Source organism: Streptomyces phyllanthi (assembly GCF_009377205.1).
GTDB lineage: Bacteria > Actinomycetota > Actinomycetes > Streptomycetales > Streptomycetaceae > Streptomyces > Streptomyces phyllanthi.
In genome coordinates this window covers 1-15,287 of record NZ_VJZE01000075.1, presented here as the reverse complement: position 1 = coordinate 15,287, position 15,287 = coordinate 1, and the positions used below count along the sequence as shown (strand labels likewise).

Below are 15,287 nucleotides of genomic sequence, written 5' to 3'. Positions count from 1 at the left end.
CGTCATTTCACTTACGACGCACACACTCGACGTGCACGTCGGGGGCTTGACTCCTCGCCATTCCTCCCCATGATTGACCCATTGGTATACACCATTGCCGTTCGAGCGTCGATGAGGAAGACCAACACATGGGTACGGAACGAGACATCCCGGCCGTCATCGCCTCCGGCGATGAGCGCGCTTCCTGATGGCGGCCGCACCGCCGCCCTGGACGGGCGCCGCCACTGATCATCCGCCCCACGAGATCATTCGCATTGCCGACAACTGCTCCTCCGCCATGCGGAACATGCCGCGTCTGGACGCCTGGGTGCGGGACCTCGACCTGCCGGTCGATCCCGCCCTCGTGCCGCTGATGTGCCTCCAGACCGCGTTCTTCGCCCCCTGGCTGCCCTCCGACTCCTGCTACCAGGTCTCCCAACTCACCATGTGGCTCATGGCGTTGGACAACGTGCTGGACGACACCGACGCGGACGCCGACCGGCTCGCCGCCCGGGTCACCGAATGGCGCCGGGTCATCGAGGGCGGCCACGCCGCCTCCGACGACCCGATAGAGGTCTCGTTGGCGGAGATCAGCACGAACCTGCACCGCGCCGGGAGTCCCGACCTGCTCGGCTTCTGGCGGGACAGCATGCACGAAACCCTGACCGGTATGTGGCTCGAACGCGAGGCGGCCGAGGCCGCCAGCCGCGGCGAACTGCCCCGGCTCCACAGCTACCTGCTCTACGGTGCCTGGTCCATCGGCGTCGAGCAGCAACTGGCCGCCATGTGGGCGCTCATGGACGAGCCCGACCTGCCCCAGCGGCTCCCCGTTCTGCGCGGCGCACTGCGGCACGCCGCCAAGGCGATCCGCCTCGTCAACGACCTGCGCGGCCACCGCCGCGAACAGGCCGACGGCCACGTCGACGCCCTGGCCATCGGCCTCAGCGCGGAGCAGGCGCGCCGTGCCGCCGCCGAGAGCTTCGAGGACTGCCGACTCGAACTGGCCTCGCTCACCGCGACGGCGTACGGCCCGGCCGTGGCGCTCGAGCGGGTGCTGCTCTGGCACAGCCGCATGTACGAGGCCTTCGACCCCGTCCGCCCCCGCGATGACGGCGCCGAGTCGCTCTCGGTCCTGGCCGCCCCGCAGGACCGCTCCCCCAGGCCCACCACCGTCACGCGATCCACCATCACCACGCGATCCACCGCCGTCACGCGATCCACCACCAACACGCCGGAACCGGCAGCGAGGAGAACCCGAGAAATGGTCACCGAGCAGCACATCCTGGACGTCATCGCCTCCGGCGCCCTCTGCGACAACGCCACACTGGAACGCGTCTTCAACCGGCTGGAGCCGGTCGACGCGGACTTCATGAAGGGGGCGTGGAAGGGCGGATGGTTCGAGAGCGGGACCGAGAACGTCCGACTGCTCGAGCAGATGCGCTGGTACGGAAAGCGGTTCGTGAGTGAGGAGCACGTGGAGCCGCTGCTCTGCACCCGTGAGGACGGAACCGTCTACTCGTTCGAGGACATGGGTCTGGCGACGCTCCGTCAGGTCGTCTTCCGGGGCAAGGCGTCGGCGTCCATGGTCTACGACCAGCTGCCGATCGTGGACCACTTCCGTCGGCTCACCGACGACGTACTGCTGTGCTACATGGACAAGAAGGGCGATCCGACGCCCTTCTACTTCCACCTCACCCGCGTCCCCGACCCCACCGGCGGCGGCACCGCGGCAACCGCGGCCGTGCTCCGCTCGAGCAGCGGCGGCTACTCCCTGGAAGAGGTCGAACTCGCCGAGCCCGGCCCCGGCGAGCTGCGCGTGAAGATCGCCGGGACGGGTCTGTGCCATACGGAGGTGCTGGCCCGCTCCGAGATGTACGCCCCGATGCTGCCGATGGTGCTCGGGCACGAGGGCGCCGGGGTGGTGGAGGCGGTCGGGCAGGGAGTGTCGGGCATCAAGCCAGGCGACCACGTGGTGCTCTCCTTCGACTCCTGCGGCGACTGCTCCAACTGCCGTGGCAGTCACCCGTCCTGCTGCGAGACCTTCACCCCCCGCAACCTCATCGGGCGCCGTACGGACGGCTCCACGCCGGTCCGCGACAACGAGGGAAAGCAGGTCGCGGCCCGCTGGTTCGGCCAGTCGTCCTTCGCCACCCACGCCATCGCCACCGCACGCAACGCGGTGGTCGTGGACCCCTCGCTGCCGTTGGAGAAGCTGGGGCCGCTGGGGTGTGGCGTGCAGACCGGCGCGGGGGTGGTGCTGCGCGCGCTGCGGGTCTGGGCCGGGTCGAGCATCGTGGTGCTGGGCGTCGGTGCGGTCGGCCTCTCCGCGGTGATGGCGGCCCGGGTCGCCGGCGCGGCCCGGATCATCGCGGTCGACCTCAACGACGGCAGGCTCTCGCTGGCGCGCGAGCTCGGCGCCACCGACACCGTGCGCGGCGATGTGGCGGACCTGGCCGAGCAGATCCAGAAGGCGGCAGGCGGCGGCGTACAGTTCGGCCTGGACACCACCGGCGTTCCGGCGGTCATCTCCGCCGGGATAGCGGCGCTGCGGACCACCGGGACGATGGGGCTGGTCGGCATGCAGAACGGTCTGCTGGAGCTCGACGCCCTGGCGCTGGGCACCGGCAAGACGCTGATGGGCATAGTCGAGGGCGACGCGGTTCCGCAGGACTTCATCCCGCAGCTGATCGACCTCTGGCAGCAGGGCCGCTTCCCGTTCGACCGGCTGCTCAAGACCTATCCGCTGAGCGGGATCAACGAGGCCGAGAAGGACATGCTGGCGGGCCGGGTCGTCAAGCCCGTTCTCGTCCCGTAGGTCTTCCTGCAGGACTTCCTGCAGGTCTTCCCGTAGGTCTTCCCGTAGGTCTGAACCCCACGCCGACGGGTGCGCGTTGGCCGGGGCCGCGGTGGAACCGGGCCCCGGTGGCACTCGTCCCGCGCGACAGCGCAACCGGCGGACATCCGGCCCGGAACCGGTGCCGCCTCCTGCCGACCGGCAGGTCGGACGGACCAGCCGGACGGCGACGGCGACGGCCGCCGGATCCCACGGCGTGCGGCGCACGTCCCGGTCGTGAACGACATGCTGCGGCCAAGTGCCCCTCCGGGCCGGGCCCGGATGTCGACCAACAGCACGACGATCCGGGAGAGACCGAATCCATCGGCCACGAGGGCACCCTCGGCAGGGATGCGGGATCGATCCTGGTAGTCGGCTCAGCGCATGACGTCGACGAGATGAGACAACCATGCTGAATCCAGCAAGACTCGGACTGACGCTGCCGGACGAGACTCTGCCCGAACGGCTCGAGACGGCCATTGCGACGGCAGGCCACTGCCCGGAACCCTGGCTGGACTCCGGTCTGGGCCCTCTGCTCACCAGAGCCGGCAAGCGTCTGCGCCCCGCTCTGGTCTTCGCGGCGGCAGGCTGCGGCACGGCGATGGACCTGGCGAAGGCGGTCTCCTGCGCGGCGGCGGTGGAACTGATCCATCTCAGTTCGCTCGTCCACGACGACCTGATGGACGACGCGGACAGCCGTGGCGGCGTCCAGACCCTGCACGTGAGCATGGGGCTCGAGGCGGCCGTCCTCGGCGGTGACCACCTGATGGCCGCCGGAGGGCGGCTCGCCTCTGCGGTCTCGGCGGCCGCCGCCGACACCTGCCTGGAGGCGTACGCCGACATGTGCACGGGCCAGGCCCGGGAGACGGCCAACCGCTTCCGGACCGACGTCACGGTCGACGGGTACCTCCACGCGGTGAACGGCAAGACGGCCGCGGTCATGCGGGCCTCCTGCAAGCTGGGGGGCCTGTGCGGTGGTCTGCCGGACACCCAGGTCGACGCGCTCGCGCGCTTCGGCGAATCGCTGGGCATGCTCTTCCAACTGGTCGACGACCTCATGGACGTGGTCTCGACCGAGCAGCTGTGGAGCAAGCCCGTCGAACACGACCTGGCCAACGGCGTCTACACGGTCTGCGTACTCGCCGCGATACGGCAGCAGCCCGTCCGGATGCGTGCCCTCCTCGGCCCCGGCATGACCCCCGAGCAGGTCAGCGAGGCGTATGCCCTCGCCCGGCAGTACGGCGTGCCGACCGCCATGGATCTGATCGAGCGGTACCTGCGGGAGGCCGACCGGGCGATGGCGGCCCTCCCCTCCTCGCCGGCGCGGTCCCAACTCGCCGCCCTCCCACGGCGGTACGTGACGAACGTGCTGGAGCGGCTGGTCGATCCGCGGTACCGGACTCTGCTGGCCGCGGCTTCCGCGGCCGCCACCCGGCCGGGCCCGGCCGACTCGGTCGGCGTCCTCGTATGAGTGCCCGCTCGTGTGTCCCCGGATCGGCGAGGAGTCGGTGGTGAACCCGGGGAACGTCTTCGTGTGCGCCGGGCGTGTCGATACCGCCTGCGATGACCGGGAACCGGGGGAACTCGCCGTCGCGACCGGGATCCGTGACGGCTCCGGACGGGCGCACCGGTTTCCGGCGGCCCCGCTCCTCGCCACGGCACCCGAACGACGCGGCCTGCGCACCCGCCTGGCGGGCATGACCGCCGCCGGAACGGCCGACGCGGCCGAGGTGCGCGTCGCCCCCGCCACCGCGCCCCTGGTCCGGCCGGCGGCCGGCCGGCCGGTGCGCGCCCTGCGGGGTCCGGGACCGGTGACGGTCGCCGAACGGGCGATCACCGAGGAAACGATCCGCTTCAACCTGCCCAAGGAGGTGCGTTGATGGCAGTCGACACGGATGTGCTGTCGTCGGTCCGCGGCTCGCGTGACCTTCGGCTCCTCGACAGCGCGGAGCTGGCCGGACTGGCCGCGCGGATCCGCCGGTACCTGGTGGAACGCGTGTGCCGGACGGGCGGGCACCTCGGCCCGAACCTGGGCGTGGTCGAGCTGACCATCGCGCTGCACCGGGTCTTCGACTCGCCGCGGGATCCGATCCTGTGGGACACCGGCCACCAGGCGTACGTGCACAAACTCCTGACGGGCCGCGTGGCGGAGTTCGCCCGGCTTCGCCAGGCCGGAGGTCTGTCGGGCTATCCCAGTCGCGTGGAGTCCGAGCACGACTTCATCGAGAACTCGCACGCCTCCACCGCTCTTTCCTACGCGGACGGCATGGCGAAGGCGTTCCGGCTGAGGGGGGAGCACGACCGTACGGTCGTCGCCGTCGTGGGCGACGGTGCGCTGACCGGTGGGATGTGCTGGGAGGCGCTGAACAACATCGGGGCGGCGGGCGACCGGCCCCTGGTGGTCGTGGTCAACGACAACGGGCGTTCGTACGCTCCGACGGTCGGCGGCTTCGCCGAGCACCTCACCCGGCTGAGAACCCGGCGGGGAGTCCGTTCCCTGTTCGAGGACATCGGCCTGGACTACCTGGGGCCGGTCGACGGACACGACCTTGAGGCGCTGGAGGAGGCGTTCACGCGGGCACGCGACCTCCGGAGGCCCGTGGTGGTGCACTGCGTCACCGAGAAAGGGCGCGGCTACCGGCCGGCCGAGACGGACGAGGCGGACCGGTTCCACGCCATCGGTGTGGTGGATCCGTCCACCGGACGGCCGGCCGTGCGCGGCACGACGTCATGGACCGACGTGTTCGGCTCCGAACTGCTGAACCTGGCCGATCGGCGGGACGACCTGGTGGGGATCACCGCCGCGATGCTGCGCCCGACGGGCCTGCACCCGCTGGCGCGGCGGTATCCGCACCGCGTCGTCGACGTCGGGATGGCCGAGCAGCACGCGGTCACCTCGGCGGCCGGGATGGCGATGGCGGGCCTGCACCCCGTGGTCGCCATCTACGCCACCTTCCTCAATCGCGCGTTCGACCAGGCGTTGATGGATGTGGCCCTGCACCGTCTCCCGGTGACCTTCGTCCTGGACCGTGCCGGTGTCACGGGGGAGGACGGCCCGAGCCACCACGGCATGTGGGACCTGTCCCTGTTCCGGCTGCTGCCCGGTGTCCGGATCGCGGCGCCGCGCGACGCGGCCACCCTGCGACGGGAGCTGGCCGAGGCGGTGGACGTGGACGACGGCCCGACGCTGGTGCGCTTCCCCAAGGGCCCGGTCGGCCCGGACGTGCCGGCCGTGGACCGGATCGGCGGGCTCGACGTACTGCGGCAGGCCCCGGGCGGGGACATCCTGCTGGTGTCGGTGGGCGCGATGGCCCCCGTCTGCCTGGCGACCGCGGAGCTGCTGGCGCGGCACGGCATCGGCGTCACGGTGGTGGACCCCCGGTGGGTCGTACCGGTCGATCCCGCGCTGCTGCCGATGGCGCGCGACCACCGGCTGGTGGCCGTCGTCGAGGACGGCCACCTCACCGGCGGCGTCGGCTCGGCCGTGGCCGACCTGCTGCGCGACCACGACATCGGCACCCGGCTGCGCACCTTCGGCCTGGCTCCGCGGTTCCTGGCCGCGGGAAAGCGCCAGGACCTCCTCGCCGAACAGGGTCTCCACCCCGAAGCACTGGCGCGGCAGCTCGCCGGGAGCCTCGACGCGCCCGACTGGCCGGTCCCCCGTGCGGAGGCGGGACGCCCCCGCACAGAGACAGAGGAGGTGGTGGGCCGATGAGCGGCCCCACCATGCTCGGCATGCCGGGTATGCCCGTCTCCGCGTCGAACGTACCGGCGCCGCGGCGTGTCACCCGTCAGCTGTCGGTCGGTGCGGTCGGCGTGGGCGGCGAACACCCGGTGTCGGTGCAGTCCATGACGACCACGGTCACCGCCGACGTCAACGCGACGCTGCGGCAGATCGCCGAACTCACCGCCGCCGGCTGCGACATCGTCCGGGTCGCCTGCCCCTCGCAGGACGACGCCGACGCCCTGCCGCAGATCGCCCGCAAGTCCAAGATCCCGGTGGTCGCGGACATCCACTTCCAGCCGAAGTACGTGTTCGCCGCGATCGAGGCGGGCTGCGCCGCGGTCCGCGTCAACCCCGGCAACATCAAGAAGTTCGACGACAAGGTCAAGGAGATCGCCCAGGCGGCGCGCGACCACGGCACCCCGATCCGTATCGGTGTCAACGCCGGCTCACTGGACCCCCGGCTGCTGAGGAAGCACGGCAGGGCGACACCCGAGGCACTGGCCGAGTCCGCCCTGTGGGAGGCGTCGCTCTTCGCGGAGCACGACTTCCACGACCTCAAGATCTCCGTGAAGCACCACGACCCCGTCGTGATGATCCACGCCTACGAACTGCTGGCGGCCCGGTGCGACTACCCGCTCCACCTCGGCGTCACCGAAGCCGGGCCCGCCCTCCAGGGAACCGTCAAGTCCGCCGTCGCCTTCGGCGCGCTGCTCCGCCAGGGAATAGGGGACACCATCAGGGTCTCCCTCTCCGCACCGCCGGTGGAGGAGATCAAGGTGGGACTCCAGATCCTGCAGTCCCTCGGCCTTCGGCCGCGCAGACTGGAGATCGTCTCCTGCCCGTCCTGCGGCCGCGCCCAGGTCGACGTCTACAAGCTCGCCGAGGAGGTCACCGCCGGTCTCGAAGGCCTGCCCGTGCCCCTCCGCGTCGCCGTCATGGGCTGTGTCGTCAACGGCCCGGGCGAGGCCCGGGAAGCCGACCTCGGTGTGGCCTCCGGCAACGGCAAGGGCCAGATCTTCGTCAAGGGCCAGGTCGTCAGGACCGTCCCCGAATCGAAGATCGTCGAGACCCTGATCGACGAAGCCCTCCGCCTCGCCGAGCAGATGGGCACCGAGGAGCAGACAGGCACCGCCGAATCCCGGGCGGCCGCCGACGGCCCGAAGGTCACGGTCGTGACATGACGGTCCGCGACGCGCCACCACACGGACCAAGCCATCGTCCCTGACCTGGAAGGACGTCGATGACCAGCATGCGGGCGGGCACAGGGCTCGTCGACACGCAGCGCCCCGACGGGTCGCGGGGACGGTGGCAGGACACCCAGGAGGAGACCGCCCACGCCCTGCAGACCCTGCCGGCCGCCTGCACACCACCGGATCGCGACGTGGTGCACGCCGCGTCCCACGGGTGCGGCTTCCGGCACTCGGTCCGGCCGTCGGCAGTCCCGAGGTCAGGGCCGCCCTCGACGCCGTCGCGGGCCGACGTGCCCCGGCCGGTGACGGCGTCGGGACAGCGGCATGACGACACAGCGGCATGACAACACAGCGGCCTGGCGTCAAGGACGCGCGGGTTTCGCGTCCCACAGGATCGACGCCTCCCTGCCGGCTCCGTCCGGCGTGGCCCACAGTCCCGTCAGGAGAGGAAGAACGCATGCTGAGCGCGGCTGATGGCATCGTGCCTATCGACGGCACGACAACGCGTCTGCACCGCGTCGACGGTCTTGACGCGCGGGCCCGGCAGGCCGTGGAGATCGTGGGCCTCATCCCGTTCACACCGGCCGGCGAGGTCGTTGCCGTACGGGTGGACCGGGGGATCGAGCTCCCAACTCTTCCGCCGTCCGGACGTCCTCCGCGAGCTGACCGAGGAGCCGGGACTCATACCGACAGCGCTGGACGAGGTCCTCCGGTACGAGTGCCCGGTGCCGGTCGGGGTCCGGCGGTTCGCCACGGCGGGGCGATACGGCGGTGCCGTTGGTCAGCGCCGCCTGGACGATGCGGATGGCCTCGTCGGTGTCGATGCCGGCGCCGGCGATGACGGCGGCGTACTCGACGGCGGCGCGGCGTGCCCGTTCGCGCCCCTTCTCGCCGGCCGCGGACACGAACGAGCCGGCCGCCCCGCGGGGCTCGATCAGCCCTGCCTCCTCCAGCTCTCGGTAGGCCCGGCCGACGGTGTTGACGGCCAGGCCGAGGTCTGCGGCCAGGCGGCGGATGGTCGGGCCCGCCGGTACGGCCCCGGACCGTCAACCGCGGCGCCGGAAGGCCGGTTGACGGTGTAGATGAGGGCGACCGTGATGATGAACGCGGCCAGCAGGAAATCAGCGGCCAGACGGGTACGTCGCCGGGCCGCCAGACGCGTGGCCAGCAAGGGTGTCGGGCGGACGTCGGCCAGGCCGTGTCGGGCCAACCAGACGCCGGCCCGCTCAAGATCCGCCGGACGCACCGACTGGTCACCATCCGGAGTCGTTCCTTTCGGCATGACGCCCCCTTGTCGCATGGGGCGCCGGCGCCGGTCAGGCGTCATCGCTTTGATCGAGAAGTACGCCGTCTCCGTCTGTCACCTCCAGTGGTGGATCCGCACGAGCTCGCCGGCCGGGCAGCGGTCGGCATCGAGCAGGCGTGCCGCTCTCGAAGCACACGGAGGACGTCGGCATGCCTGCTGAGCGGGTCCTTCTCAGGGCATGGCTCGGGGGACCACACGCAGCGGAAGCCCGCTCGGCGACACGGAGACCTTCGCCACCTCGGTCACCTCGGTCCCGGGCACGGGTCGCAGCTCCCAGCGGGGTGCGATGGCCGCCAGGCCGAGCATGACCGCGGTCCAGGCGTAGCGGTCGCCGATGCACTGGCGGTTCCCCGCCCCGAAGACGAAGTAGGCGTTGCGGGGGATCTTCTCGGCGCGGCCGGGCAGCCAGCGGTCGGGGTCGAGGCTCAGCGGGTCCTCGTAGATCGACGGGTCCCGGTGCATGGCGATGGGGCTGACGAGCACCTGGGTGTTCGCCGGGATGGGCACCCCGCCGAGCGTCACGTCCTTCACCGTGCTCCTGATGAGGAGCCAGAACGCGTAGAGGCGGAACACCTCCTTCGCCACGCGTCCGGTGTAGTCGAGCGCCATCAGGTCGTCGAGGTTCGCGGGCCGGTCACCGATCGTCGCCCTCACCTCGGCGGCGACACGGTCGGCCACGTCGGGTCTCCGGCTGAGCTGGTACATGGTCCACGCCAGGGCGTTGGCGGTGGTGTCCCGGCCGGAGAGCGCGATGGTGATCACCTGGTCCCGGATCAGGCGATCACTCATGGAGTCGCCGGTGTCCGGATCGGTGGCGTGGATCAGCATGGACATCAGGTCTCCGCCGTCCGCGCCGGTGGCCCGGTAGTCGTCGACCGCGCGCTCGCAGCTCTCCCAGATGTTCCGCATCGCGGCGGTGAACCTCCGGTTCGCCGGTGTCGGCAGCTTCTCCATCAGTCCCAGTGGGGCCAGGGTGCGCTTGATGATGCCGTCCTGGACGGTCGGGAAGGACTCTTCCAGGGCGTGGGCGGCCTCCTGACCGAGGTGCGAGGAGAAGAACGTCCGGGCGACGAGCGTGAGGGCCGTCTGCTGCATCTCGTCGTCCATGGAGACGGCCTGTCCCGGCTGCCACGACTCGGCCCGCTCGGTCAGACAGGCGCTCATGATCTCGGCGTAGCGGGCTATCTGCTTGCGGTGGAAGGCGGGTTGCATCTGCCGCCGCTGCTGCAGATGGAACTCGCCACTGCTCACGCTGGCCAGCCCGTCGCCGACGAACTCGCGGACCTTTTCCCAGAAGACGCCCTTGTCGTAGTCGCTCGCGTCGTTCACGAAGACCCGTCGGATGAGGTCGGGGTCGTTGACGACGTACGCCGGTTTCGGCCCGAAGCCGATGCGGACCACAGGGCCCTGGGCCCGCAGGCTCTGGAAGAAGTCGAGGGGCCTGCGGCCGAGCTGGACCAGATGCCCGAGTACGGGCAGCCGACCGGGCGCGTCCGGAACGGGTACCGGTACCGGCGACGGCCCGGGGAGCTGCCGGGCTTCCGCGATCCCGTCTGAGCTGTTCATCTCACGGCCTCCTCGGGCTCGCGCGGGAAGTCCCCGGATCTCCCGGCCCGCCGACCGGCGTTCTCGACGAGCGGGGGGCGGCCGCCGGGCAGAGTCGTGTGCCACAGCGGTGAACCGCCGGACGCGGTGCGCCCACCGGGCCCGCCGGGCCGGAGGAGGGCGATCACGTGTTCCCACCGCTCGGCCACGCCGATGCCCTTCCGTGTGAAGGCTTCTGCAAGCATGTGCGTCCCTGCTCGGCGACGTCTCCCACAACGGATATCGAGGCGGTGCCGTGCGCCGCAATCCCCGCTCCGTTCCACTGGCCGGTCGGCATGGCAGATGTGGCCGATCGGCCACATCCGGCCCGGCCGGACCCTCCGCACCCCTGAACGCGACGGCTTCCCGCGGCACCGAGCCGGTCGTCCCACCACGCGTCGACTGCTCCCGGCGCCGCTCGGTGTGGAGGCACCCGACAGGATGCAAGGGAACCGTCCGGTAACCCGGACAGGCATGGGCCAAGGGCAATACTCTTTGTCATGCCTGAGTGAGGCCCGGGCGGGGGCCGAGACAGCGCGGAGCGTCACGGGGGGGCGAGCGGTGGACAGAGGGCTTGTACAGGGTTTGTGTGCCCTTTCCTTAAGCGGCTTACTGCTCGTCACGGGATGTTCGGGCGGTGTCGAGCCCGGCGGCGGGAAGGCCACGGGAGAACCGAAGGCCACCAAGGCGCCCGCCAAGGGCGACGGAGCCTCGGGGGCCTCGGACAGCGATGCCGCGGCCGATCCCAGCCCCGCTCCCACCAGGCTCGACTTCACCCCCGACCCGGCCCGCGCCCCGAAGTCCCGCGCGGACGCCGTGCGTCTGGCCGAGAAGGTCGCCGCGGGTCCGGAGCTGTGGGGCGCCGGTTACGTCCTCGCGTCCCCGGACAGTGATCCGGGCTCCTGGCCGGTCCTCGACGACGCATGCGTCTGGCAGCGTGAGCCCGTACCCGACGGCGTCCTCGCCAGCATCACCCGCTACAGCGAACTCCCCGCCGCCGACGGCAAGGGCCCGATCAGGGTCTCCGCGACCGTCACCGTCCACAAGGACGTGGACGGCGCCGACTGGGAGCAGGCATCGACCCTGGAAGAGGCGCTGCGCTGCCCCGAGCAGGTGCTGCACGCGGGGGAACGGGTCTCCGGCCTCACCTCCATCGGCATGCCGCTCGGCAGGAACGGCAACGAGTACGCCGAGGACTCGATCTACGAGACCGGCCTGTACCAGAGCGACACCAAGGGCGGCCCGTACCCCTACGCGTGGACCCAGGCCCGTATCGGCCAGGTCACCGTCGCCGCCACCGGCCGGGCCTCCAAGGGACGCACCGACGCGGAGCTCAGCCAGGCGATGGCCGAGACGCAGAGCACCATGCTGATCCGCCTGGAGGGCGAGCTGGAGGCCGCCGGGTGACCGCCGCACTGCTGCCCTCCGACCCCTCCTCCCTCGCCGGGTACCGCCTGCTCGGCAGGCTCGGCGCCGGTGGCATGGGCGTGGTGTACCTCGGCCGTACGAACGAGGGCGCGCTGTCCGCGATCAAGGTCATCAAGGCCGAGTACGCCGAGGACCCCCAGTTCCGGGCCCGCTTCCGGCGTGAGGTCGACGCCGCGCGACGGGTCAGCAGCCCCTGGGCGGTGCCCGTCACCGGCGCCGACCCGGACGCCGCCGAACCCTGGCTCGCCACCGCCTTCGTCCCCGGGCCCTCGCTCGCCGAAGCCATCGCCGAGTGCGGGCCGCTCCCCACCCGCAGCGTGCGCGTTCTCGCCAAGATGCTCGCCGGAGCGCTGGCCGAGGTGCACGCGGCCGGTCTGGTGCACCGGGACGTCAAGCCCGGCAACGTGCTGCTCGCCGTGGACGGGCCGCGGCTCATCGACTTCGGAATCGCGCGCACCGCCGACGACACGGCCATCACCTCCGCCGACGTGGTCGTCGGCACCCCCGGCTTCCTCTCGCCCGAACAGGCCGAAGCCCGTGCCGACGGACTCGGCCCGCCCAGCGACATCTTCTCGCTGGGCTGTCTGCTGGCGTACGCGGCGGCCGGACGCCCGCCCTTCGGTACGGGCGCGGTCGACGCCCTGCTCTACCGCACGGTCCACGACGAGCCCGACCTCGGGGGCATCGACGAGGAACTGCTCGTGCTGCTGCGGCCGTGCCTCGCCAAGGACCCGGCCGACCGTCCTTCGGCGGCCGGCCTGCACGAGCTGATCATCGAGGACGCCCCGGGGGAACCGGCGGGGTGGCTGCCGGAGAACGTCGTACGGAACATCGCCGAGCGTTCGGCCGCGATGCTCGCCCTGCCGGACATCGACCCGACCGTCGCCGAGACGCCGTCCGGAGCGGAAGCCGGGACGGCGGGGGCCGGGCCCTCGCCCAGCCGGCGGCGGTTCCTCATCGCGGCGGCCGGAGGCGCGGTACTGGCGGCGGGCGGCGGTGCAGCGGCCTGGGCCGCCCTGAGCGGGGACGACGCGAAGCGCTCGGGGCCGGTGGCGGGCGGCTCCCGGGACTGGATCATCGGCGTGCAGGCGGATCTGAGTGGCCCTCAGAAGGCCCTGGGTCAGGCGCAGGAGCGAGGCGCGCGGCTCGCGGTCGAGCAGTTCAACGCCCGTAGGAACAAGCCCTTCACGCTCACGCTGAAGACGGCCGACGACCGGGGCGACGTGAACCGGGCCCGCACCGTCGCCCGCGCTTTCGTCGAGAACCGGGATGTGCTCGCCGTCCTCGGCCCGACGGCCGACGACCCCGCCCGCGCCGTCATCGGCGTGTACGACGAGGCGCTGCTCCCGCTGATCTCCGTATCCGCCGGTACGAGCATCCTGGCCACCAGCGCGAACCGCTCGTTCCTGCACGCCCGCCCCAGCGATCTGGAGGCCACCGCCTCCATCGCCGTGTTACTGAACGCCGGCAGGAGGGCGGCGGGCGCGGAGTACGCCTCCGGGGCAGCGGCCACCGGCCCCTCCCGGAGGCCCGGTCTGCTCATGGACCGCACCGCCGCCGACTACGCCTGGGAGTCCGTCGGCTCCATCAACCTGTGGTTACGGGAACAGGGCCGGGTGCCGTATCCGCGGGTCGTCCCGGCCGGCACCGAGGCCTTCCGGCCCGTCGTCGCCGACATGCTGGAGGCGGGCGCCGACGCCTTCGTCTACGGCGGGTACGCGGCGGGCGCGGCGGCGTTCGCGCGCGAACTGGCCGCGGCCGGCTTCGACGGGCCGAGATACACCCCGGGAGCCGCGCTGACGACGGAGTTCCTCGACGCGGCGGGCGAGGCCGCCGAGGGCTGGCTGATCACCAGCACCTGCGTCGACCCCGCCGAACTGCCCGCGGCGGCCGGCTTCGCCGCCGCCTACCGCAAACGCTTCGGCAGCGCGCCCGGCTACTACGCGGCGGAGGCGTACGACGTCGTCAACCTGGTCGCGGGCGGTCTGCGCAAGGCCGGGAAGCGGCCGACGCGCGCCGAACTGACCGCGTCGCTGCGCAAGACCACCCATCAGGGTGTGACCAAGAAGTTCGCCTTCGAGCCCGAGACCGGGTCCTTCCTCGCCTCCGGGAGCGGCGGGGTCTTCGGCCACCTGGTCGACGGCGGCAGGTTCCGGTTCCTGGGCCCGGCTCCCGTCCCGTCCTCCTCGGCGTCCTAGGGCTGCCCGGCCGTGCCCGTCGCCGCCCTGCGCTCCGGGGACCCGTCGGCCGTCGGCGGTCACCGGCTGCTGGGCCGGCTGGGCGCGGGCGGCATGGGCGTGGTCTATCTGGCCCGTACGCCGGGCGGTGCGCTGGTCGCGCTCAAGGTGATCCGCGCCGAGTACGCCGCCGATCCCGCGTTCCGGGTGCGCTTCCGGCGCGAGGCGGAGGCGGTGGGCCGACTCGGCGAGCAGGTTGCCGAACGGCCCGGCGGACGCTGGCTGGTGCCGGTGACCACCGCCGATCCGGAGGCCCGCGAGCCCTGGCTGGCCACGGCGTACGTTCCCGGGCCGTCGCTCACCGACGCGGTCGCGCGGTACGGGTCGCTGCCGCCTCGGAGCGTACGGGTACTCGGTGCCAGGCTGGCCGAGGCCCTGGCGGAGGTGCACGCGGCCGGTCTGGTGCACCGGGACGTCAAGCCCGGCAACGTACTGCTCGCCCTGGACGGGCCGCGGCTGATCGACTTCGGTATCGCGCGCTCGGCGGACGCGACCGCGCTCACCGCGAGCGATGTGGTGATCGGCTCCCCGGGCTATCTCTCACCCGAACAGGCACAGGCGGGCCGGGCGGAACGGGTCGGCCCGCCGGGCGATGTCTTCTCGCTGGCCTGCGTCCTCGCCTTCGCCTCGACCGGCCGCCGCCCCTTCGGCACCGGCACCCCGGCGGCCGTCCTCTACCGCACGGTGCACGAGGCCCCCGAACTCACCGGCGTACCGGACCCGCTGCTGACCCTGCTGACCGCCTGCCTCGCGAAGGAGCCCGGAGACCGGCCCTCGGCGCAGGAGGTCCGCGCCGCTCTCGACCCGGGTGCGACGGCCGAGGGCGGGTGGCTGCCGGCTCCCCTGCCGGGCCTGATCGCCGAGCGGGCGGCACGGGTGCTGGAGCTGCCGGTGCCCGAGGTCCCGGACCTGGACGAGGCGCGGGCGGAGGCGGCGGTACGGCCGTCGCGGCGTCGCTTCATGACCCTCGGGGCGGTCGCCGGGGTGCTGGGGGTCGGTGGCG

The 15,287-nt window shown here is 72.1% G+C and carries 12 protein-coding genes; 8 read left to right on the top strand and 4 right to left on the bottom strand.

The features are described 5' to 3' along the window. The first annotated feature begins 187 nt into the window (after nt 1–187). The 5 genes from FNH04_RS49010 to ispG all read left to right on the top strand — a co-directional run bounded on the left by FNH04_RS49010 (nt 188) and on the right by ispG (nt 7,720). Complete coding sequence (locus tag FNH04_RS49010) at nt 188–2,794, top strand: zinc-binding dehydrogenase (protein ID WP_322723024.1); 2,607 nt, start codon at nt 188–190, stop codon at nt 2,792–2,794. A gap of 427 nt (nt 2,795–3,221) precedes the next feature. Next, nucleotides 3,222–4,283, top strand: a complete 1,062-nt coding sequence (locus tag FNH04_RS13885) for a polyprenyl synthetase family protein (RefSeq protein WP_152783952.1) — start codon at nt 3,222–3,224, stop codon at nt 4,281–4,283. A 40-nt stretch (nt 4,284–4,323) separates the two neighbouring features. Then, a complete protein-coding gene (locus FNH04_RS13880) occupies nt 4,324–4,692 on the top strand; it encodes a hypothetical protein (RefSeq protein ID WP_152783950.1) in 369 nt (122 codons plus the stop codon). Beyond that, entirely contained in the window at nt 4,692–6,527 is a 1,836-nt protein-coding gene (locus tag FNH04_RS13875; protein WP_152783948.1) for a 1-deoxy-D-xylulose-5-phosphate synthase, read from the top strand. Before FNH04_RS13880 ends, FNH04_RS13875 begins: the two co-directional genes overlap by 1 nt. Beyond that, nucleotides 6,524–7,720 carry a flavodoxin-dependent (E)-4-hydroxy-3-methylbut-2-enyl-diphosphate synthase gene (ispG, locus tag FNH04_RS13870; protein WP_194236672.1) on the top strand — a complete coding sequence of 399 codons (1,197 nt, stop codon included), beginning with the start codon at nt 6,524–6,526 and terminating at the stop codon, nt 7,718–7,720. Before FNH04_RS13875 ends, ispG begins: the two co-directional genes overlap by 4 nt. A 584-nt stretch (nt 7,721–8,304) precedes the next feature. Here the strand turns inward: ispG and FNH04_RS47575 are convergent. The 4 genes from FNH04_RS47575 to FNH04_RS13850 all read right to left on the bottom strand — a co-directional run bounded on the left by FNH04_RS47575 (nt 8,305) and on the right by FNH04_RS13850 (nt 10,825). Further along, nucleotides 8,305–8,718 carry a GntR family transcriptional regulator gene (locus FNH04_RS47575; protein ID WP_265580037.1) on the bottom strand — a complete coding sequence of 138 codons (414 nt, stop codon included), beginning with the start codon at nt 8,716–8,718 and terminating at the stop codon, nt 8,305–8,307. Next, a complete protein-coding gene (locus FNH04_RS47570; protein WP_228031354.1) occupies nt 8,664–9,011 on the bottom strand; it encodes a hypothetical protein in 348 nt (115 codons plus the stop codon). Before FNH04_RS47570 ends, FNH04_RS47575 begins: the two co-directional genes overlap by 55 nt. A 195-nt stretch (nt 9,012–9,206) precedes the next feature. Further along, nucleotides 9,207–10,601, bottom strand: coding sequence for a cytochrome P450 (locus FNH04_RS13855; RefSeq protein WP_152783943.1), 1,395 nt, complete (start codon nt 10,599–10,601; stop codon nt 9,207–9,209). Beyond that, entirely contained in the window at nt 10,598–10,825 is a 228-nt protein-coding gene (locus FNH04_RS13850; protein WP_152783941.1) for a hypothetical protein, read from the bottom strand. Before FNH04_RS13850 ends, FNH04_RS13855 begins: the two co-directional genes overlap by 4 nt. A 379-nt stretch (nt 10,826–11,204) precedes the next feature. Here FNH04_RS13850 and FNH04_RS13845 point away from each other — a divergent pair, with 379 nt between their 5' ends. The 3 genes from FNH04_RS13845 to FNH04_RS13835 form a co-directional block, all read left to right on the top strand. Beyond that, complete coding sequence (locus FNH04_RS13845; RefSeq protein ID WP_152783939.1) at nt 11,205–12,026, top strand: hypothetical protein; 822 nt, start codon at nt 11,205–11,207, stop codon at nt 12,024–12,026. Further along, nucleotides 12,023–14,245, top strand: coding sequence for a bifunctional serine/threonine-protein kinase/ABC transporter substrate-binding protein (locus FNH04_RS13840; protein ID WP_322723022.1), 2,223 nt, complete (start codon nt 12,023–12,025; stop codon nt 14,243–14,245). The genes FNH04_RS13845 and FNH04_RS13840 overlap by 4 nt, the downstream gene beginning before the upstream one ends. Before the next feature lie 12 nt (nt 14,246–14,257). Next, nucleotides 14,258–15,287, top strand: a 1,030-nt coding sequence (locus FNH04_RS13835) for a serine/threonine-protein kinase (RefSeq protein WP_322723021.1), incomplete at its 3' end; no start/stop codon positions are given.